A 22230-nucleotide genomic window follows, 5' to 3' on the forward strand; every position below is an offset into this window, starting at 1 on the left:
AGCGCAATCGGGAGTCTCTTGCCTACACAAAACCACACTAACTTTTCTCCTGTTTAACAAGCACTTCCACTATCACCCGTTAAAGCGTTTCTCGCGCGTTGCTTTTCTCATCACATCTGTATTTTCGTTGTCATTTGCACATCATTCGCGTTGTCACAATCACATCAACCATGTACTTGAAAAGTGGAAAAATCATTTAAAATCAATAGGATAAAAATTGGCACGCATTCTGCTCTATAAGGAAAAACAAAACGACTATTACTACAATCACTGGAGAACCCAATATGTTCTGTATTCAATGTGAACAGACAATCCAAACCCCAGCTGTAAAAGGCTGTTCTTTCGCACAAGGTATGTGTGGCAAAACTTCAGAGGTATCCGATCTACAAGACGTGTTGGTTTACACTCTGCAAGGGGTTTCTTTTTGGGCAGCACGCGCGCTTGAATTCAACATCATCAATGATGAAATCAACCAATGGGCTCCAAGAGCATTCTTCTCTACGTTGACTAACGTAAACTTCGATCCTGAGCGTATCCTTGAGCTAACTTCTCAAGCAGCGACATACAAAACACTGCTAAAAGACCAAGTCATGTCTGCCGCAACACTTGCTGACGAAGTCGTATTGAACGTACCTAACGTTGCGAACTTCGAGCTGCCAAACAGTGCAGAAGAAATCCTAGCATTTGCTCCACAAGTGGCGGTAAACCGTGGTAAAGACCAAGTACACGAAGACGTTATCGGTCTACGTCTGCTTTGCTTATACGGTCTAAAAGGTGCTGCAGCGTACATGGAACACGCACGCGTACTTGAGCAAACCAACAATGACATCTTCGCCGAATACCACGAAATCATGGCTTGGCTTGGTACTGACCCTGAAGATCTAGGTGAATTGCTAGACTGCTCAATGCGCATCGGTCTTATGAACTACAAAGTGATGGAAATGCTGGATCATGGTGAAACAGCAACGTTCGGTCACCCAGAGCCAACCACTGTCAACGTGAAGCCTGTGAAAGGCAAATGTATCCTTGTTTCTGGTCACGACCTTCACGACCTAGAAAAAATCTTGCAACAGACTGAAGGCAAAGGCATTAACGTTTACACCAATGGTGAAATGCTGCCTGCACACGGCTACCCAGAGCTGAAGAAGTACCCTCACCTAGTAGGTAACTACGGTAGTGCTTGGCAGAACCAACAGAAAGAGTTCGCTAACTTCCCTGGCGCAATTGTGATGACATCAAACTGCCTATTGAACCCGAACGTTGGCCAATACGCAGACCGCCTATTCACTCGTAGCATTGTTGGTTGGCCGGGTGTCGCTCACCTAGAAGGTGATGATTTTAGCCAAGTGATTGAATGTGCATTAGCGCAAGAAGGCTTCCAGCATGACGAAATCGAACACAACATCACAGTTGGCTTTGGTCGCAACGCACTAATGAACGCAGCACCTGCGGTTATCGACCAAGTGAAGCAAGGCAATATCAAACACTTCTTCCTAGTAGGTGGTTGTGATGGTGACAAAGCAGAACGTAGCTACTACACCGACTTCACTGCAGAAGCACCAGAAGATACGCTAATCCTAACGCTAGCTTGTGGTAAATACCGCTTCAACAAGAACACATTTGGCGACATCAACGGCATCCCTCGCCTATTGGATGTGGGCCAATGTAACGATGCGTACTCAGCAATCCAGCTTGCACTGGCACTTGCGAAAGAATTCGATTGCGATATCAACGAGCTACCTCTAACGCTTGTTCTGTCTTGGTTCGAGCAAAAAGCGATTGTGATCCTACTTACGCTATTCGCTCTTGGTGTGAAAGGCATTTACACGGGTCCAACAGCGCCTGCATTCCTAACGCCAAACTTGATTGCGATTATCCAAGAGAAATTCGATATGCGTAGCATTGGTAATGTTCAGGATGATCTTAAAACCATCCTAGCAGCGTAATCACCTTGCTTATCACGCGCCTCCTTAATTGGGGGCGCTTTTATCTATTGAGTACTCGACAACCAAAGAGATTGTTATGTTTTTTGAATGGCAAGGCAGTCAACCTGTCACGTTACGCTGTGTAGACAAATACCATGAAACTGCTGATGCAGTGAGCCTCAAGTTGGCAGACCTGTCAGAGTCGCTCTTGTTTGAATTTAAAGCCGGTCAGTTCATCAACCTTGGCGTTGAAATCGATGGCAAGATGGAGTTTCGTGCTTACTCTCTCAGCTCTCTTTCCGGTGACGATTGCCTGCAACTGACGGTCAAGCGTGTCGAAGGCGGCAAAGTCTCCAACTACATCATCGATAAGCTTCTCATTGGCGATACAGTTCAAGCACTTCCTCCTACGGGTGATTTCAACTGCATTGACCATCCACCAATCGAGGTCAACGGTAGAAAGAAAGCACTGCTCATTAGTGCGGGCTGTGGCATTACGCCTGTATTCGCGATGGCAAAAGAATGGCTAGGCAACGACGCTGGTGTTGATATTGAGTTCCTGCACATCGCCCGTTCTAAGCCGGATACCATCTACTTTGATTTGCTGGAAACCTACCATTCGGTTTATCCAGATTTCAATTTGAAATTGCTACTGAAAAATCGTGGTGAAACACTATACCCAGAAGGTCGTTTGAATACCGAGTGGTTAAAAGAACTGGTACCCGACTTTAAACAGCGCACGGTTTATCTATGCGGTCCAAATCAGTTTATGCTTGATGTTCAAAGCTACCTAAGTGAACTTGGCTTTGATATGGCGAACTTCTTCCAAGAAAGCTTTACTCCTGCTGCCAGCGAAGAAGCGGAAGTGTCAGATGAAACAACCAGTGTGTCAGTACCAGACTTTGCTCAAACGATTGATGCGCAAAAAGGCCAAGTCCTTGCAGATGTGCTAGAAGGCGCTGGATTACCTTTGATCGTCGCTTGTCGAAGCGGCATTTGTGGCTCTTGTAAGTGTAAGGTTCGCAAAGGCAGCGTTTCTTCGACCAGCCTAGAGACATTGACCCCAGAAGAAATTGAGCAAGGTTATGTACTCGCCTGCTCTTCGACGATTGAATCCGATCTTGAAGTTCAAATTGGTTAAAACCGTTGATATGAACATTAAAAAAGCGCCGTACTAGGCGCTTTTTGTTTATGGAAAAGTGTTATTAAACTCGGAAGTTTCTTTATCTAAACTCAGCTGAACAGCAAAACCTTCAGTGCAGCTTCGCTATCCACATCCATAAACTCTGGCGGGTTGTCCAAACGCTCGCGGAATGTTAGCTCTGGCGCTTCTTCCTTCATGCTTTCAATCAAGAAATCACTGGTCACTGATGGCGAGTTAACACACGCTAACACCTGACCACCTTCTGCCAATAAATCTGGCAAACGGCGTAGAATCTTTTTGTAGTCTTTGGTTAACGCGAAACTGCCTTTCTGGAATGACGGCGGATCAATGATGATCACATCGTACTGACCCGACTTCTTGATCTTGCCCCACGACTTAAAGATGTCGTGTCCCATAAAGCTCACTTGGTTGATGTTATGACCATTCAGCTTATGGTTCTCACGACCTTTAGATAGCGATGCTCTTGCCATATCCACGTTAACCACTTTATCTGCGCCACCAGCAATTGCAGCAACCGAGAAGCCACACGTGTAAGCAAACAAGTTTAGTACGTTTTTGTGCTTCGCATTTTCACGAACCCAATCACGACCGTACCGCATATCAAGGAACAGACCGAAGTTTTGGTTGCGACCGATGTCTAACTGGTACTTTAAGCCACTTTCTTCAACCACAGGTCGAGCATCTAGCTCACCCAATAGAACTTCAGAAGGCGCGCCGTCAGCGTAGCGATGTTGAATTACGATCGTACGCCCCTGTTTCTCTGCCCACAGAGCAGATTCAGCAAGCGCGTTCAATCCTGCTTTTAATTCGCTAAGAAACGTCTCATCCACTTCTTTAAATAGGTTGATGATCAACTGACCTTGTAACCAATCACACGTGATTTGCTCTAAACCTTCGAAGCGGCGACCACGACCGTGAAACAGTCGGCGGATTTCATTGGGAGCTTGTGTTAGCTCGGCTTCTAGATGCTGAAAAAACAGCGGAAGTTGTGATGCTTGCATCGAATTCTCTTATTCGTTTTCTTTGTGATGGTTATTTAATCGTAGGCCAGTTCAGCTCCCACGGAGAGAGCCAAGTGTCGATACCTTGGGATACCGTTTCATTGTGCCATTTACTGCCAAGCGCTTTGTGTTCGCGAGGATCGCAAACAAAGCAATGTGTCTCATCTTGATATGGGAAACACAGCGAAAATGCATGCAAGTAGCCACGGTCGGCTTCATTGCCAGCATTATAAATAGGATCGCCAACAATCCCCGAACCAACGGATTTTAGTGCCACGCGAATTTGGTGTGTTTTGCCCGTATGCGGCTTGCATAAAAACAAGCGCTCTCCCGGCTCTGCAGCGAGGGAGAAGAATTGGGTAATCGCGGGATTCGTTTTACTGTTGACCAGTTTCCATGACGAACGACGAGAGCGTTCCATGTCCCCCACTACCAGCCCTTGCTTCTTCTTAGGCTTTTTCGAACCAATCGCAAGGTAGAACTTCTCGACTTCACGATCTGCAAATGCTTGCGACAACGCACTTGCTGCTTTTGCGTTGCGACCCAAAAGCAAAATTCCAGACGTCATTTTGTCGAGGCGGTGGATAAGATACAACTGCTCATCACCACTTTGTTTCGCTACTTCTTGCAGCAACATGGTATCACCATCGTCCTTATGTACTGAGACGTTGGGATGTTTATTGATGATCAGAAAATCTGGATGGGTGTGTAGAATGTCGAACATAAAAAACTGGCTCCACGTTTGGAGCCAGAAGTATACCGATTCTAAGCAATTAGGCGAGCTTAAACTTACCCACCAGCGCTTCCAATTCTTGAACTTTACGGTTCAGACCTTCTACACTTTGCGAGCTGTCATTCGCTAATTGTAATGAACGGTTTGAGATATCGCTGATCGAGGTAATGTCAGCCGCAATTTCTTTCGTCACTGCAGTTTGCTCTTCCGCTGCCGTCGCGATTGAGTTCACCATACTTTGGACGTGTGCCGCACCAGAAACGATTTCTTCCAATGAGTTCACCGCTCCCGAGCTTTGACTCACGCCAATTTCAACCAAACGACAGCCATCTTCCGTGTAAGTCACGGCCTCTTGAGTACCGACTTGAATCGCTTGAATGATCTCACCAACCTCTTGTGTTGCTTTCGTTGTGCGTTCAGCCAGTGCGCGTACTTCATCTGCAACCACAGCAAAACCACGACCAAATTCACCTGCACGCGCCGCTTCAATCGCCGCGTTCAATGCCAACAAGTTTGTCTGCTCGGCAATGTCTTCAATCACTTTGATAACCGCGCCGATCTTCTCACCATGAGAGCCTAGGCTGTTCATCTGCACCGACATATCCGACATTTGCTGTGATACTTGCTGAATGCTTTCCACCATCTCAACAATCACGGTGCGACCTTGCTCAGCAGTTGATTCCGACTTGCGTGCTTCTTCAAACGTCGCAGCACCTTGCTCGGCAACTTGAGAAATGGTCAAGCTCAACTCTTCTGCCGCAGTCGCAATCAAGTTTGCTTTGTCAGATTGGCTGCTTGCACCCGACACAATATCTTGGCTCACAACAGACAGTTCACCGGTAACAGACTTCACTTCTTCTGACACGAGCGAAATCGAACCAATAAGACTGGTCAAAGACGCCTGCATCTTGTTCAAAGAGGTGGCTAGGTTAGCCAACTCGTCACCCGATTTATCTTCAATCGGTTCTACCGTTAAATCACCTTCCGCCACACGTTGCGCCAGCTCATCCAACTTACTCAAACGAAGAGTAATCGAGTTAGACAACAAGTACGCAATAACCGCGGTTGCAATAAGCGCAATCGAGCCAAGTACATAAATCGTCAGCTCAATGCTGTTAAATGAATCAGAAAGATCCAGTAGCGCTTCACTGGTACTTTGGCGACCATCCGTTGATGCTGCATCAAGGATAGATTCAATCGGCGCTAGGTTAGCGTCATAAAGAGAGCGAAGGCGCGCAACGTTCTCTTCAACATTTTCTAAACCAAGGTTGGTTAGCACCTGAGATTCAAAATCTTGGGTGAAGTTCGCCATGTAACGTTCCATCTTCTCGATGTTACGGTAATCTTCCCCACCAACCGTCTCAAGACGCTTCACTTCTTCAATTGCGGCTGCGAACTCTAGCTTATTGGATTGGTAATCCGCTTGAGCACCCGCAACATTAACGATGCTACCTAAAGCATCGCGGTACACGTCACCTGCTTCATCAATCAAGATTAAGTAGTTAACGGTTTCAGGAACATCGTCCGTTCTCACCTCATCAGCTACTTTGTGCGAGTTCAACACTTCTAATGTAATAATCCCTATCATCACTAACATGATTGCCAAAATGGCACCGAAACTCGCGTACAGTTTTTTACGAACAGACATTGTCACTAATAACCTTCCTTACCCTTGTCTTCTATTTTTTAACTTGGTTTATCCACACATTTACACATGCTTTGTAAGGATTATCGGAACGAACAACTGCAACTTTAATACATTTTTTTGTGATCTAAATCTCTTTGCGAGTGATCTCACAATTAATACCCATAATTAATATGAATTAAGTCATTCTTATAAATGATAAATATAAAAAAGCGGGAGCCTGTTAAGACTCCCGCTTTCTATCGTTTGTTTAATCTAGATATTTATAGCTTTCTAGAGAAGATACCAGCGACTGCGATGATACCAATACCTAGTAGCATGATTTCGCCTTTACCGCTGTCGAAACCAGACTTGATACCCATGAAGGCTACGATTGCGATAGCAACTGGGATTACGTATTTAACTAGGTTGTACCATAGACCAAACAGTGGGAAAGATACTTTACCGTCGTTAGTAATTTCTTTCTCTAGGTCAGCACGGTTTAGACGCCAGCCTGCGAAGATACATACCAACATACCGCCAACTGCTAGGAAGATCTTATCCGTTAGTAGGTCGAAGATATCAAATGCGCCCGTGCCGAATAGTGTTGGACCAACACCACCCAGTGATAGCGATGCGAACACACATAATGTCGCCATTACAACACTTGCAGAAATAACCGCTGTTGAACGCTTCAGACCTTTCTCATCGATTAGGTAAGAAACCACAACCTCTAGTAGAGATACTGAAGACGTCAGTGCTGCTACTGTTAAACCAATGAAGAACATTAGAGCAAATAGAAGACCAATTACGCCGCCCATTTCAGCAAACAGTTGAGGTACAACTACGAATACTAGACCTGGACCTGCTGCTGGCTCCATACCGAATGCGAACATTGCTGGGAACATTGCTACACCCGCTAGGATTGCAACACCCGTGTCCATTGCCGTAACCATACCGGTTGTTTGAACTAGGTTCTCTTTCTTCTTCAGGTAAGAACCGTAAGTCATCATACAACCCATACCTAGACTTAGAGAGAAGAATGCCTGACCTAGCGCCGCTAGAACGACATTGCTGTCTACTTTCGAGAAGTCTGGCATGAATAAGAACTCAAGACCTGCCATTGCGCCCGGTAGCATCAGACCTTTCACTGATACAACGATCAGGATAAGGAATAGAAGAGGCATTAGGATTTTACCCGCTTTCTCGATACCGCCTGAAATACCTTTCATTACGATAACGATGTTTAGGAACAGGTAAATACCCATCCACATTAGCGGTTGAACTGGATCAGAAATGAATCCGCCGAAGCTGTCACCGATGGCTTCAGGAGCACTTAGTAGACCACCACCTACTTTAAAGATGTACGCTAGCGCCCAGCCACCTACTACAGGGTAGAAACCCATGATAAGTAGACCACTTAGTACGCCGATAACACCCGTAAATGTCCAACGACGGTCAGTAGATTTGAAAGCACCTACTGCTGAAAGACCTGTCTTACGACCAATAGCGAATTCAGTAAGCATTACGCTAAAGCCGATAAAAATAACAAATAGAAGGTAGATTGCAACGAACGCACCGCCGCCGCTCTCACCAGCTGTGTAAGGGAATTTCCATATATTGCCTAAACCGACAGCGGAACCCGCTGCTGCCATTACGAAGCCTAGTTTAGACCCCCACGTATCACGTGGTGCTGCTGTATTTGTAGCCACGCTTTTTCTCCAAAATGTATTGTTGTGTTTGCATAGAGATAGGCGTCTAGAATATGTTCGTGTAAAAAATAATGTACACTTTATAAGATGTTTGTATGACGCTCTATGTATGGCAAGTAAAGCAGTTTCAATTTAAAATTGGAACCCCGATCAGCACATTTATCGCACAAATGTATCATTGTTCACGCTAAATGCTGCTTTTTTGCGCAAAAGTTAAAGTTTCATCCAACTTTTCACACCTCAGTAACACAAACCCCCGTTATAAAATTCATTTCACAACACAAAATCACTTATCCGTGATGGTATGAAAATAGTTTCCCGTTCCGCCATTTACGCTTAATATCCATATTGGGCTTATTACTTTTGGCGTATATGGACAAGTTCTATCACTTTCTCACCCTAGCCAGCATCGGACTTTATTGGTTCCTAGTCGCTGGTGTTACTATTCGTGTCGTATTAAAACGTCGCGCTGTCAGCGTTTCTCTCGCATGGCTCATGATCATCTACATCCTGCCAGTGCTTGGTGTTGCCTGTTACTTCCTGTTTGGTGAGCTCAACCTTGGCAGAAAACGTGCAGAACGTGCCAAAGTCATGTTCACACCGTTCCAACAATGGTTCACTCAGTTAAATGATTGTAACGCGCATGTTCCAGAAGCCATGGGCCGTCACATCTATCGTATCGATGAGTTATGTAACAACCGTCTTGGCCTCCCTGCACTGAGTGGTAACACGCTTTCACTTCAACAATCGCCGGATGAGATTCTCCATTCAATCATTGAAGATATCGAAAACGCGCAACACAGCATTCGAATGGTGTTCTACATTTGGCATCCGGGCGGTTTGGCCGACTCTGTCGCTTCTGCATTGATTCAAGCTGCGAAGCGTGGCGTGGATGTTAAACTGCTGCTCGACTCAGCCGGTAGCCCTCGCTTCTTCCGTAGCCCTTGGTACAAGATGATGAAAGATGCAGGCATCGATGTGGTGCAGGCATTAGAAGTAAAGATGTGGCGTATCTTCCTTCGCCGATTAGATTTGCGTCAGCATCGTAAGATCATCGTGATTGATGACGAAATAGCCTATACAGGTTCTATGAACTTGGTTGATCCTGCTTTCTTTAAACAGAACAGTGGCGTGGGCCAATGGATCGATATCATGGTGCGTGTTACAGGACCAACGGTAAACGTATTAAGTGCTATCCATTGTTGGGATTGGGAAGTAGAGACTGGCGAACGTCAGTTTCCAAAGCACCCAGAGTGCCGTATTGACAACAGCGATAAGTTTCAACATCCAATTCAGGTGGTTCCATCTGGTCCGGGGATGCCAGAGTACTTGATTTACCAAGTACTGACGCTGGCAATTAACCAAGCGAACCGCTCTGTCAGAATCACAACGCCTTACTTTGTGCCGAGCACAGACTTATTGGAAACGCTTAAAATGACCGCACAACGCGGTATTGAAGTGGAGCTGATCATTCCGCATAAGAACGATTCAATGATGGTTCAGTGGGCCTCACGTGCGTTTTACAGTGAGTTACTTGCTGCAGGCGTCAAAATCTATGAATTTTATGGCGGTTTGCTACACACGAAATCGGTGGTGATTGACCAACAGTTTTGTTTGGTTGGTACGGTCAACATGGACATGCGAAGCTTGTGGCTGAACTTTGAAGTAACGCTTGCGGTAGACGACGAAGAGTTCACAAGACAAATGTCATGGCTACAGGATACTTACATCAGTCAGTCTCATACGGTTGATAAAGTCGAGTGGGAAAAGCGCAGCATTTTTTCTCGATTCCTAGAGCGTGTTTTCTATTTATTTAACCCATTACTGTAATAAATAGATTAAAACCGATAAATCCATACAAAACCGACAGATTCACGCTGTCGGTTTTCTTTATCCCCCTTTCTACTCCTCATTTTCACATGATGCTCTGACAAGTCCTGTCATTTCCATTTTTCCCTTGCAAACCACCCTTGGTCCGTGTTTTAAATATTGAAAATCGTAATTTAGACAGGGAATTTTTATGTCAGAAGGCAAAAAGACCAAATTCGTTACCGCAGGTCGAGACAAGAAATGGACTAATGGCGTGGTAAACCCACCAGTACAGCGCGCTTCAACCATCGTTTTTGATACGGTTGCTGAAAAGAACCAAGCAATGATCAACCGTACAAATAAAACACTCTTCTACGGACGCCGTGGCACGAATACACACTTTGCTTTCCAAGATGCCATGGTTGAGATCGAAGGCGGTGCGGGTTGTTCCCTATACCCATGTGGTACTGCTGCGATTTCTAATGCCATCCTGTCTTTTGTTGAAACGGGCGATCACATCTTAATGGTGGATACCTGTTACGAGCCTACTCGCGACTTCTGCGACACCATCATGAAGAAGATGGGTGTCGAGACAACTTACTTTGATCCTATGATCGGTGAAGGTATTCGTGAGCTTATTCAACCGAATACCAAAATCCTTTTCCTAGAGTCTCCTGGCTCGATCACCATGGAAGTGATGGATGTCCCAACGATGGCGAACATTGCCCATGAGCGAGACATCATCGTCATGTTGGACAACACTTGGGGCGCTGGTGTGAACTTCTCACCATTCGAGCACGGCGTTGATATCTCTATCCAAGCAGCAACCAAGTACATTGTTGGTCACTCAGATGTAATGCTGGGTACGGCGGTTGCGTCTGAGAAATACTGGGATCAGTTGCGCGAACAAAGCTACCTTATGGGACAATGCGTTTCTCCTGATGATGCATACCTTGGTCTGCGCGGTATTCGTACTTTGGATGTTCGCTTGCGCCAGCATGCAGAGAACAGCCTGAAAGTCGCACAGTGGTTGGCAAGCCGCCCTGAAGTCGATCACGTTCGTCACCCTGCCCTAGAAAGCTGCCCTGGTCATGAGTTCTTTAAGCGCGACTTTACCGGTGGTAATGGCTTGTTCTCATTTGTATTGAAAAGCTCGTACCCGAAAGCAACCACAGCATTATTGGATGGCATGAAGCACTTCAGCATGGGTTATTCATGGGGTGGTTTTGAGAGTTTGATTTTAGCTAACGAACCAAAGAGCTTTAACAGCTTGCGTACAGTGGCGAATCCGAACTTCGAAGGTACACTTGTCCGCCTGCACATCGGCCTTGAAGATGTTGAAGATCTCATTGCCGATCTTGAAGCTGGCTTCGAGCGATACAACGCACTCGTACTAGAAAAAGAAGCCTCATTATAAGCATTCAGAACAACTATTAAATAGCCTCGTACTGCGAGGCTATTTTTTGCCACTCATTATAGAGTTACTAACTCATTGTCTTAATTAGAATTAACTAACATTCTAATATTCATCAATCCAATGTTAATTGAATCTGTTGATTTTCTTTTGAGTAATCACAGATTAAAACAATGTGCCACAGACGAACTTCTCAACCGCAAAATTTATCTCCTATTTTATAAAACTCATAAGAGGTCATACCACAAGGAGATAGTTTTGAAACTCAGATTCATAACAACAATGCTTTTCGTTTTAAGCACCCTACCCTTTGCATCTGCCAACGCCAGTGGTTACACGGAGACTAAGTATCCCATCGTTCTCGTTCATGGATTGTTTGGCTTTGATACCTTAGCCGGTGTCGATTACTTCTATGGCATCCCACACTCTCTGACCAAAGATGGCGCAACGGTTTATGTTGCCCAAGTGTCTGCGACCAACAGCAGTGAAGCTCGCGGTGAGCAGCTTTTGGCACAGGTTGAAACGCTGCTTGCTGCAACAGGCGCACAGAAGGTCAACTTGATTGGACACAGTCACGGTGGCCCAACAACACGTTATGTTGCCTCCATACGTCCAGACTTAGTGGCATCCGTTACCAGTATCGGAGGGGTAAATAAGGGTTCTAAAGTTGCAGATATTGTGCGCGGTACGGTGCCTGAAGGCTCTATCAGTGAAGGCGTGGCCGTGAAGTTGACAGAAGGGCTCGTGACACTGATTAACCTACTTTCTGATGGCACAGACCTCGACCAAGATCCATTAGCCTCTTTAGAAGCTCTAACAACCGAAGGCTCTCTGGCGTTCAACCAATATTATCCGGAAGGCATCCCAACCAGTGAATGCGGAGATGGTGATTTATTGGCATCCAATGGCGTGTATTACTACTCATGGACGGGCGCTTCAAACTTTACCAATCTGTTTGACCCTACTGACGGCGCAATGGTCGTATTAGGCTTGGCATTTGATGGTCCGAACGATGGCCTTGTTGGAGCATGCAGTACTCACCTAGGTAAGGTGATTCGTGACAACTATAAGATGAATCATCTGGATGAAATCAACGGATTACTTGGCATTCATCACTTATTCGAAACTGACCCAGTCACACTGTATCGCCAACATGCAAATCGCTTGAAACTGCAAGGTCTATAAAAAGGAACTTATCATGAAGAAAGCCGCTCTTGTCATTGTGTCCGTTGTATCACTCATTAGTGTAGGAGCGGTTTATTTGTATCACCCCCAGTCAGCGCAACCAATAAAGGCGCATTCACAAAAAGACACTACAGTTGATCTTTCCTCTCAGAAAGACTTCTTTGAGTACTCATTGAGCAGTCTTGGGGAACAAAGCCTTGAAGAAATCAAAGCCAACGTAAAAGCTGGCGAATCGCAATCAAATTCACTGGGTATCAACGCTGAACTGTTTGAAACTTACCTCGCCTACAAAGAAGCGTTATCCAAGCTAGAACCGTTCGAAGGAAATTCACTGTCATTGATGGAATTGAAACAACTGAACAACGCCATCTTGTCGATGCAGAGCGATTTTTTTACTGACGAACAAATTGCTCAACTTTTCGATGAAGAAAATCGCTTACGTCAGTTAGCAATAGACAAACTCGCCATTCGAGAAACCCAATTAGACGCGGATTCTCAACAACAAATGCTCGAAGAAAATCTTGCCTCTCAACCTGAGTATATTCAGCAAAGTGAGCGCAACAACGCGCTAGTGATTGAACTAAATCAAACCTCAGAAATGTCTGCACAAGAGAAGTATTTGGCTCGTGTTGATTTGGTGGGCGAAGAAGGCGCCGAACGACTACACGCTTTGGACGAAAAACGAGCCTCGTTTAATGCATCACTCAACGATTATTTAGAGAAACGAGCGGAGATCATCAACAATGATTTCCTCGGTGAAGAAGAAAAGAAAACAGAAATCGCAAGATTAAGAGAACAAAGCTTCGAGCAAAACCAATGGCGTCGCGTCGAAGCTTTAGAAAGAATTCATGATAGTGAAGCGAACAACTAATTCGATATTTAGTTAGGCTTCTTTGGACAACCAACAATATGGTCATCGACCATGCCTACTGCTTGCATGAAGGCGTAGCAAATCGTCTCGCCCACAAACTTAAAGCCTTTCTTTTTAAGGAATTTGCTCATCGCTTTGGACTGCTCTGTCGATATTGGCACTTGGCTCATGTCTGTCCAGTGATTCACAATTGGTTTGCCATCAACAAATTGCCATAGCGCAGCGGAAAGGCTTCCGTATTCTTCTATCAGTTGCTTGGCCGCTTTAGCATTGCTAAATACCGAATTGATTTTACCGCGATGCTTAACCACGTCGAAGTTCTCAACAATGAACTCTGTGCGCTCTTCATCGCGTTGAATTAACTTATCTAGGTCATAGTGCTCAAACGCTTCACGATAGCCTTCTCGCTTTTTCAGAATCGTAATCCAACTCAAGCCAGCTTGCGCGCCTTCTAACGTGATGAACTCAAACAACACGGTATCATCATGCACAGGGATGCCCCATTCTGCATCGTGATATTCTCGTTCAAGTGGATGGTTCATTGCCCATGCACACGTATTCTGTTCCATATTTAATCCTTATAAAAACGCCCCTGACGGTCAGCCAGAGGCGCTTTAGAACGTTCTTAAAACTCAGTCGTTACTTTGGCACTGCCACCTTGTGGAATAGACGATACAACACTGGCACAACAATTAGTGTCAGTACAGTCGCAAAACCCAAACCAAACATGATGGTTACAGCCATTGGTTTAAAGAAGATATCCGGTAGTAGAGGAATCATACCAAGAATGGTAGTGATTGCCGCCATACATACTGGGCGCACACGACTTACCGCTGCATCCACAACTGCGTCGTACGCATCTTTACCTGATTTCATCTCAATCTCAATCTGGTCAAGCAGTACGATACCGTTTTTCAATACCATGCCCGACAGACTCAAGAAACCAAGCAACGCCATAAAGCCAAACGGCGTGTTCAAGGCGAGCAGACCGGTTGTTACACCGATCAATGCCAGAGGCACCGTCAACCAAACAATCAGCGGCTCCTTAATCGAGTTGAACAAGAAGATGGTGATCAAGAACATGAACAGGTAACCCATTGGCATCGTTGTGAACAATGACGCCTTCGCATCGCCTGATGACTCATATTCACCACCCCACTCTAGTGAGTAACCTGGTGGCATTTCGATCGCTTCGATCTGTGGTTGTAGACGAGCTTGCAATGTTGCCGCCGTCTCTTCACCCAAGATATCTGGATCAGCCATCACCGTTAGCATGCGCTTACGGTTTTTACGAACGATGATTGGGTCTTCCCAACGCATGTCGTAACCCATCGTCACTTGCTGTAGCGGGATAAACTCACTCTGCGCAGGGCTCCAGATCTTCATGCCTTCGATGTTACGAATGTCGATACGCTCATCTTCAGGAAGGCGAGCTACGATTGGCATCAGCGTTGTGCCATCGCGGTATAAACCGATATTCATACCTGAGAACGACATAGATAGGAAGTCATCCACATCAGACTTAGTGATACCGTAACGACGTGCTTGGCTCTCGTTAAATTGAGGCTCTAGCACTTGAGTACGTTCACGCCAGTCATGACGAATGTTGGTCGCGCCAGGATCGGCATACATCACGTCCATCACTTGCGCTGCGATAGTACGAAGTACAGTTGGATCTGAACCGATAACACGCGCTTCAATCTTCGCACCGCCACCAGGACCCAATTCAATTTGCTTCAACTTGTAGTTGATTTCTGGGTAGTTGGTTTTGATGTGATCTCTAAAGCGGTCCATCAGTGGTGCCAACGCTTCGTAGTTTTCTACACGCGTCGTGATTTCACCGTAGGCTGCGTAACTCTTCTCTGGTGAGTAAGTCAGCATGAAGCGTTGTAAGCCTTTACCCGCAGTAGTAGTAATGTGCTCAACGTGATCTTGCTTAGCTAGCCAACCTTCCAGCTCTTTCAGTTTGTCGTTTGTCGCACGAATGTCTGTACCTTCAGGCAACCAAACGTCTAATTGGAAGATAGGAGTGGTTGATGATGGGAAGAAGGCTTGTTTAACATGCGTAAAGCCGTACACACTTGCCGCAAGACCTGCCACCAAAACAACAACCGTAAACCATGCTCGGCGCATACAGAAGTTTAAGAACTTTTTGTACACCACAAAGATGATGCCGTTGTAAGGGTCGTTGTCTTCCCCTTCACCACTCTTGATTTTCTGACCTTTAAAGAAGATGTCAGCAAAGAATGGCGTTAGCGAGATCGCAGTAAACCAACTCAACATCAGAGAGATAAGTAGTACAGTAAACAAGGTACCACAGTACTCACCCGTCGAGTCTTCTGACAGACCGATTGGAGCAAAAGCCGTAACTGCAATCACAGTTGCACCTAACAGCGGCCATTTAGTTTGCGTTACGATGTCTGTGGCCGCTTGAAGTCTCGTTCGTCCTTTCTGGGTACCTATGAGTATCCCTTCCACGACCACGATGGCGTTATCCACCAGCATACCCAGTGCGATAACCAGAGCACCCAAAGAGATCCGCTGTAAGTCGATGGCAAAGTACTTCATAAAGATGAAGGTTCCTAATACCGTTAGCAATAGGATCAGACCAATGAGAAGACCCGATCGTAAACCCATAAAGAAGAGCAGAACGACAATTACGATACCCACCGCTTGCGCCAAGCTGACAACGAAACCACTTACCGACTTATCTACTTCTTTTGGCTGGTTATAGATTTCTGAGATTTCAACACCAACCGGCTGTTGGTATTTAAGTTCCGCCACTCGGCGGTCAAACGCTTTGCCCACTTCAACTACGTTAACACCTTGGGCAAACGAAATACCCATGTTGAGCGCCAACTCACCATTGTAGTTAATGATGTTGGTTGGAACGTCGACATAACCACGTTTGATCTCCGCTACGTCTTTCAAGAAGATCAGACCTTGCGCGCCCGACTCTGTCAGTAGCAAATCACCGAGCTCGTCAACGCTCTGGAACTCACCGGTTGGTTGAATACGAATGTACTCATCACCAATTCGGATCGCACCTGCGTCGGAAACAACGTTTTGGGTCGATAGTAGGTTAAATACCGTGTTCGGAGATAGACCTAGGCTGCTTAGCTTCTTCATCGAAATCTCAATGAAGACTTGCTCTTGCTGTTGGCCAGATACAGAAACCTTGCTCACCCCGTCGACTAATTCGAGCTCACGTCTCAAATAGTCCACATAGTCGAGCAGTTCTTTGTAGCTGTAACCGTCACCAGTTACGGCCAACAAGATACCGTATACATCACCAAAGTCATCAATGACCGATGGATCATTAACTCCCGGCGGTAACGTGCCTTTTAGATCGTTGACTTTACGGCGTAACTCATCCCAAATCTGCGGTAAGTCATCCGGACCATAGTTGTTTTTCATGGTCACAGTAATTTGCGATAAACCGCGGCTGGAAATGGAGTTAACCTCATCCACATAGGTTAATTGCTGAATCGCTTTTTCGATTGGATAGGTTACCTCTTCTTCGACCTGTTGCGGCGTCGCGCCAGGATAAGAAGTGACGACCATTGCGTCTTTGATGGTAAAAGCCGGGTCTTCAAGGCGACCTAGGCCAAAGAACGCAGAGATACCACCGATTAAGAAGATCAGCGATACCATCCAACTGATTACACGGTTACGAATGAAATACGCCGCGATGCCCGTTACGTTTTCATCATCATCTTTTTGAGGCGCAACGTTATTTTGTTCACTCATTGAGTTGCCTCCTGCTTAACCACTTCCACTTTCATGCCATCTCTTAATCGGGATACACCAGCGACAACCACTTTGTCGTCAAGCTCTAAGCCATCAAGGATTTGAACCGAGGTTTGTGACGCTTTACCAGCACGCACTTGCTTGCGAGTTACGGTATTGTCGTCATTCAAGACCCAAACAAATTTGTTTTCACGATCCAAATCATCACCATCGGCATTAAAGATGGCTTCGATTGGCACGTTGATACCGATGTTGAGGTCTAGACCTGTCTTTTCATCTTTAGAAGTGACATCCACCGCCATACCATCAAGAATGTATTCGTTTTCTGGCATAGGCAGAGACAGCGTCACCGTAAAGGTGCCAGTATTAGGATCTGGCTCTGTGGTGAACTCTTTGATTTGAGCGTTGTATTCATTGCCGCTTGGAACACGAACCACGGCATTGATTCCCGTCAGATGTTCTTCAGTCGGAGGCTGATTAACGTATAAACGGTCAGGAAGCTGAATCAGTACTTCGACGCGATCCACACTGTGAATGTTCACGATGTACTGGCCAACTTGAATGTTCTCAAACTGGTCGACGTTTACGCGCGAGATAACACCATCAACCGGTGCTTTTAGCTCTGTAAACGACAAACGAAGCTTGGCTAATTCGAGTTCAGCAAGCGCAATTTGACGCTGTGCTGCGATCTCATCAAATTGTGATTTTGCCAATAGGCCTTTTTTCACTAGAGGGGCTGAACGGCGGTATTGGCTGTCAACCACAGAAAAACGCGCCGATGCGTTATCAACATCAAGCTTGTAATCGGTAGGGTCTAGCGTCGCAATAACATCACCTTTTGTGACCTTATCACCTTCTTTGACCAAGACTCGACTGACCTCGCCCGCAACACGGAAGCTTAAGTGTGAACGGTCAGCAGCATTGGCGACAGCAGGAAAATAAAGGTTATCGTCCACCTTCTTACCTTCCAGAGAAGCCACTCGAACGCGCGGCGTTTCAAGTTCTCGCTCCGGCCCTTTGTCACCACAACCCGCCAATAACATTGCCGAGCAAAGTGTGGTTAAAGCTAAGATTCCTTTCATACTACAGTCCTCGCTCCTTAACCCACTCACGCACTTTAATGCCAGGCTCAATCACGTTGACGCCAGAGATAATGATTTGGTCACCGTCTTCTAGGCCGGACGCAATCTGCTGTTTCTCGTTCAGCGTTACCGTCACTTTCTCAACGATGCCTTGGTCATTCACACGCCAAACACACGTTTTATCGTTCTCAGTAAACAATGCTGAATTCGGAATTCTTGTTGCACCTGCATTTTCAGACACCAAATGCACATTGCCAGACATACCCGGTAAGATACCCACCCCTTCTGGGCGCGCCATCACCATGGTGACTTTGTAACTGCCCGTTTTAGGATCGGCTTCGGTATCAATTTCTTGGAAGGTCAATTCAAAAGAACGCTCTGGGAACGCATCAAACGTCATTGACGCATGCGCGTTGGCACCTTGCGTAAACTTACTCAACAAGTGATCTGGCAATTGGAATAACACCTTCATCACTTGGTTGGTTTGAATGTTCATGACGCCTTCTTTTGCCGCCACGTATTCATGGTTTTCCGCTGGCAGGTAAGAAATGGTGCCATCGTAAGGGGCAACAAGCTTGGTGTATCTCAGGTTTGCTTTAGCCTGATTCCACTGTGCTTTTGCAGAATTATGATTAGCTTTCGCTGCATCAAAGTCTTGCTCAGACACCACTTGTTCTTTGCGAAGCTTTTTCGAACGTTCGTATTGAACATCCGCTAGGGTGTAATTCGCACGGGCTTGTTTTTCGAGCAGTGAATACTCGTCAGGGTTGAGTACGGCAAGCACATCGCCTTTGTTGACCATCTGCCCCGCATTGACTTCAATCGACTGAAGCAAACCAGGCACACGGAATGCGAGTACTGCTCGGTCGCCGGCTTCTGTGGTGGCAGGAAAATGTCGTTCAAACTGAGCATTGCCTACAGAGACCGTGAAGAGTTTGGCGGGCCGAGATTCGGGTTCAGGGACTGGTGGCAGCTCTTTTCCACACCCAGAGAGAACCGTCATGACAGCGATTGGAATGAGCGCTTTTCTCATGTTAATTCATCCATTTAAGATCCATTCCTTTTAAAGTAGATGAATTTATGGTGTTCTTCTAGAGCATCAGAGCAAAAAATTTCTTTAAAAATAGCAATTTGAGACAAAAATAAAGCAGGCCGAAGCCTGCTTTATCAATAAATTAGTAACTAATCACTAGAGCTTATTAAACTCTCTGTTTACGCGATAAGTGTCAGAAGTGACATACGCTTCCATGTTGCGAATTTTTCCATCGAGACGGTTAAAGTCATTTTCCAGCACGCTTAACAGCTGATCTGGACTCTGTCCTTTTTGCCACGGTTTGCTCTTCAACGTATGTTTTTCGCGTGACTTAATGTTCTCGGTATAAGTCATTGGTTGCTTCTCTAGCATGAAGGTCATTGCAATGTAAGCCAACAAGACTAAAAAAGTACCGCCTAGCAAGGCTGCGGAGATCACGACGATACGAATCAACCAAACTTCCGCGCCAAAGTAGTTTGCGACTCCGGCACACACACCGGAGATTTTGCCGTTTACCGGGTCACGATACAGTTCTCGTCTATTCATACTTTCGTCTCCATGTTGGGGACTCCGAGTCTAGGATACGCTCTAATGTTTCAACTCGAGACTGCATCGCTTCCGCTTTTTCAGACAGTACCTGAAGGCGCTCTAGATCTTGGCTCGACAGTGCACTATCTGCTTTGCGTTTGCTGCGATAGTGTAAGAAGAGCCATAGTGGAGCGACAAAGATTAAAAAGACAATCAATGGTCCAGTAATAAAAAATGTCGACATAAATGGCTCCTTTCTTATTTATCGTTCGATGACATCTGTTCTTTCAGTTTTGCCAACTCTTTTTCAATTTCGTCTTGTGCTTGTAGCTCAGCAAACTCTTGGTCTAGCGACTTTGCATTACCCGTTTTCGCGTATAGATCCGCTTCCGCTTCCATCTCGTCAATCTTACGAGAGTATTGCTCGAACTTTGCCATCGCTTCGTTTGTACGACCTGCATGAAGCTGCTTTTGTACATCACGACGGTTCGATGCAGTTTGGTTACGAATCGCTAGCGCTTGCTGCTTCGCACGAGTTTCTGTGATTTTTGCTTCTAACTTACCGATTTCGCCAGTCAGTTTTTCAATGGTTTCTTCGACTAGCGTTTGTTCAGTGTGAAGACCTTTAATCACTTGCTCCAGCTTTTGCTTTTCAATCAGAGCAGCACGTGCCAAATCTTCACGCTCTTTCACTAGAGCTAGGCTTGCTTTCTGACCCCACTCCGTGATTTGCTCTTCTAAAGCTTCAACTTTGCGAGCCAACTCTTTTTTGTCTGCAATCGCTTTAGCCGAGTTAGTACGCACTTCTACAAGCGTGTCTTCCATTTCTTGGATGATAAGACGGATCATTTTTTCAGGATCTTCCGCCTTGTCTAGCAATGCACTGATGTTTGAGTTAACGATGTCTGCAAAACGAGAAAAAATACCCATAACGGAACTCCTCTTTTTTCCTATTTAAACTCGACAAGGTGGTGATTCACCTTGTGTCTCCCTTTAGATATAACAAGTAGCGTGCCAACTTTTATTTTCTTTAATAAACAGTACTTTACGCATTTTGTTGTCGTTACACTCCGTTATGCTATGATGGTTTTTACCAACTGTTGGTAAATTTCACCAACTCCAATACTGTAAATCGTGGCTAGATAGAAAATAAGAAGGATTTTATGAAGCAGAACCTCATTGGTGAATCGCCCGCTTTTCTCGCCGTACTAGATAAAGTATCACAACTTGCGCCGATTGAACGTCCTGTTCTCATCATTGGGGAACGAGGTACAGGTAAAGAACTCATCGCGCAACGTTTACACTATTTATCAAAGCGTTGGGATAAGCCACTGCTTTCTCTAAACTGTGCGACATTAAGCGAAGGTCTGATTGATTCAGAACTGTTTGGCCACGAATCCGGTTCATTTACTGGCTCTAAAGGTAAGCACAAAGGCCGCTTCGAACGCGCAGAAGGTGGCACCTTATTTCTCGATGAATTGGCAACCGCTCCTCTTCTTGTTCAAGAAAAACTTCTACGCGTGATTGAATATGGTGAGTACGAACGTGTTGGCGGACATACCGCACTGACTGCTGATGTTCGCTTGGTTTGTGCAACCAATGCCGATCTACCAAAACTGGCGGAACAAGGCGACTTCCGCGCAGATTTACTCGACCGTTTGGCGTTTGACGTCATCATGCTTCCACCACTGAGAGAGCGAAAGGAAGACATTCTTTCCCTTGCCGAGCATTACGCGATCAAGATGTGCCGTGAATTGCAGTTGGAATACTTTGTTGGCTTTACGGAAGAAGCACAGCAATCACTTTTGGATTACGCTTGGCCGGGCAACGTACGTGAGTTAAAGAACGTGATTGAGCGTGCGATTTATCGTCATGGTTTAAACTCTGATCCGATCGAACATCTTATCTTTAACCCATTTGAAGCGGGTTGGGATAACGCGCTAGGCCATACAGCAAATCAAGAAGAATCAGAACCTGCAGAAACGGCACAGCGAGCCGAGATTCGCTTCCCTCTGGATTACAAGCAGTGGCAAGAAGACCAAGATATCGAACTGCTTAACCGCGCTCTAGAAGAAGCGAAGTTTAATCAACGCCAAGCGGCAGAGCTATTAGGGCTAAGTTACCACCAGCTAAGAGGCATGGTCAGAAAATATGGCTTAGTTGGTCAAGGATAAATAGCACCTGCCCTCTCACTCTAGCGTTGTCTCACTATACTAAGGAAAACAAGCCGTTTCCTAACCAGCGGCAAATCACACACATAGTGAGCAATTTGAGAGGCAAATAAGGTCGCCAACCAGAAATGATACGGTAATTTGATCTAACACCTCGCTACGCAACGATTTTATGTTTGGAGCGAGTTGGCAAAGGTGATAAATTAGCGGGATCATTTTCGCTTGTC

At 45.7% G+C, this 22230-nt stretch carries 18 protein-coding genes; 7 read left to right on the forward strand and 11 right to left on the reverse strand.

From position 1 onward, the window contains the following. Window positions 1-284: 284 nt before the first annotated feature. Window positions 285-1946 carry a hydroxylamine reductase gene (gene hcp / locus A9237_RS01995; RefSeq protein ID WP_078607450.1) on the forward strand — a complete coding sequence of 554 codons (1662 nt, stop codon included), beginning with the start codon at window positions 285-287 and terminating at the stop codon, window positions 1944-1946. A 76-nt stretch (window positions 1947-2022) separates the two neighbouring features. Continuing rightward, window positions 2023-3066, forward strand: coding sequence for an FAD-binding oxidoreductase (locus tag A9237_RS02000; RefSeq protein ID WP_078607452.1), 1044 nt, complete (start codon window positions 2023-2025; stop codon window positions 3064-3066). 92 nt (window positions 3067-3158) lie between these two features. On the opposite strand, the gene A9237_RS02005 is transcribed toward A9237_RS02000, so the two are convergent. The 4 genes from A9237_RS02005 to A9237_RS02020 all read right to left on the reverse strand — a co-directional run bounded on the left by A9237_RS02005 (window position 3159) and on the right by A9237_RS02020 (window position 8103). Then, window positions 3159-4091: a class I SAM-dependent methyltransferase gene (locus A9237_RS02005; RefSeq protein WP_078607454.1), complete on the reverse strand. Its 933-nt coding sequence runs from the start codon at window positions 4089-4091 to the stop codon at window positions 3159-3161. A 31-nt stretch (window positions 4092-4122) separates the two neighbouring features. Then, window positions 4123-4815 carry a TIGR01621 family pseudouridine synthase gene (locus tag A9237_RS02010; RefSeq protein WP_032802679.1) on the reverse strand — a complete coding sequence of 231 codons (693 nt, stop codon included), beginning with the start codon at window positions 4813-4815 and terminating at the stop codon, window positions 4123-4125. A 49-nt stretch (window positions 4816-4864) separates the two neighbouring features. After that, window positions 4865-6478, reverse strand: coding sequence for a methyl-accepting chemotaxis protein (locus A9237_RS02015; protein ID WP_027726592.1), 1614 nt, complete (start codon window positions 6476-6478; stop codon window positions 4865-4867). Between the two features lie 254 nt (window positions 6479-6732). Continuing rightward, window positions 6733-8103, reverse strand: a complete 1371-nt coding sequence (locus A9237_RS02020) for a sodium-dependent transporter (protein WP_009705787.1) — start codon at window positions 8101-8103, stop codon at window positions 6733-6735. Between the two features lie 429 nt (window positions 8104-8532). Here A9237_RS02020 and cls point away from each other — a divergent pair, with 429 nt between their 5' ends. The 4 genes from cls to A9237_RS02040 all read left to right on the forward strand — a co-directional run bounded on the left by cls (window position 8533) and on the right by A9237_RS02040 (window position 13439). Next, complete coding sequence (gene cls, locus A9237_RS02025; protein ID WP_078607456.1) at window positions 8533-9990, forward strand: cardiolipin synthase; 1458 nt, start codon at window positions 8533-8535, stop codon at window positions 9988-9990. A 190-nt stretch (window positions 9991-10180) separates the two neighbouring features. Then, window positions 10181-11386, forward strand: a complete 1206-nt coding sequence (locus tag A9237_RS02030) for a cystathionine beta-lyase (protein ID WP_078607459.1) — start codon at window positions 10181-10183, stop codon at window positions 11384-11386. A gap of 279 nt (window positions 11387-11665) precedes the next feature. Continuing rightward, window positions 11666-12568 (forward strand): esterase/lipase family protein, encoded by a 903-nt coding sequence (locus tag A9237_RS02035; RefSeq protein ID WP_078607462.1) that lies wholly within the window; start codon window positions 11666-11668, stop codon window positions 12566-12568. A 13-nt stretch (window positions 12569-12581) separates the two neighbouring features. Further along, window positions 12582-13439, forward strand: coding sequence for a lipase secretion chaperone (locus tag A9237_RS02040; protein WP_078607465.1), 858 nt, complete (start codon window positions 12582-12584; stop codon window positions 13437-13439). 8 nt (window positions 13440-13447) lie between these two features. Here A9237_RS02040 and A9237_RS02045 read toward each other — a convergent pair whose 3' ends face one another. From A9237_RS02045 to pspA, 7 genes are all read right to left on the reverse strand, one after another. Continuing rightward, window positions 13448-14008: a DNA-3-methyladenine glycosylase I gene (locus tag A9237_RS02045; RefSeq protein ID WP_078607467.1), complete on the reverse strand. Its 561-nt coding sequence runs from the start codon at window positions 14006-14008 to the stop codon at window positions 13448-13450. A gap of 70 nt (window positions 14009-14078) precedes the next feature. Beyond that, window positions 14079-17189, reverse strand: a complete 3111-nt coding sequence (gene vmeI / locus A9237_RS02050) for an efflux RND transporter permease subunit VmeI (RefSeq protein ID WP_039842538.1) — start codon at window positions 17187-17189, stop codon at window positions 14079-14081. Next, window positions 17186-18271 (reverse strand): efflux RND transporter periplasmic adaptor subunit, encoded by a 1086-nt coding sequence (locus A9237_RS02055; protein WP_009705780.1) that lies wholly within the window; start codon window positions 18269-18271, stop codon window positions 17186-17188. Before A9237_RS02055 ends, vmeI begins: the two co-directional genes overlap by 4 nt. 1 nt (window position 18272) lies before the next feature. Further along, window positions 18273-19304, reverse strand: coding sequence for an efflux RND transporter periplasmic adaptor subunit (locus A9237_RS02060; RefSeq protein WP_005437278.1), 1032 nt, complete (start codon window positions 19302-19304; stop codon window positions 18273-18275). 156 nt (window positions 19305-19460) lie between these two features. Next, window positions 19461-19850, reverse strand: coding sequence for an envelope stress response membrane protein PspC (gene pspC / locus A9237_RS02065; RefSeq protein ID WP_078607470.1), 390 nt, complete (start codon window positions 19848-19850; stop codon window positions 19461-19463). Next, on the reverse strand, window positions 19843-20076 hold the full coding sequence (pspB, locus tag A9237_RS02070; RefSeq protein ID WP_005437276.1) for an envelope stress response membrane protein PspB: 234 nt from the start codon (window positions 20074-20076) through the stop codon (window positions 19843-19845). Before pspB ends, pspC begins: the two co-directional genes overlap by 8 nt. Before the next feature lie 14 nt (window positions 20077-20090). After that, complete coding sequence (pspA, locus tag A9237_RS02075; protein WP_005425704.1) at window positions 20091-20762, reverse strand: phage shock protein PspA; 672 nt, start codon at window positions 20760-20762, stop codon at window positions 20091-20093. Window positions 20763-20995: 233 nt separating this feature from the next. On the opposite strand from pspA, the gene pspF reads away from it, so the two are divergent. Then, window positions 20996-22006, forward strand: a complete 1011-nt coding sequence (gene pspF, locus A9237_RS02080; protein ID WP_039984452.1) for a phage shock protein operon transcriptional activator — start codon at window positions 20996-20998, stop codon at window positions 22004-22006. The last annotated feature ends 224 nt before the right edge of the window (window positions 22007-22230 follow it).

Source organism: Vibrio owensii (genome assembly GCF_002021755.1).
Taxonomy (GTDB): Bacteria; Pseudomonadota; Gammaproteobacteria; order Enterobacterales; family Vibrionaceae; genus Vibrio; species Vibrio owensii.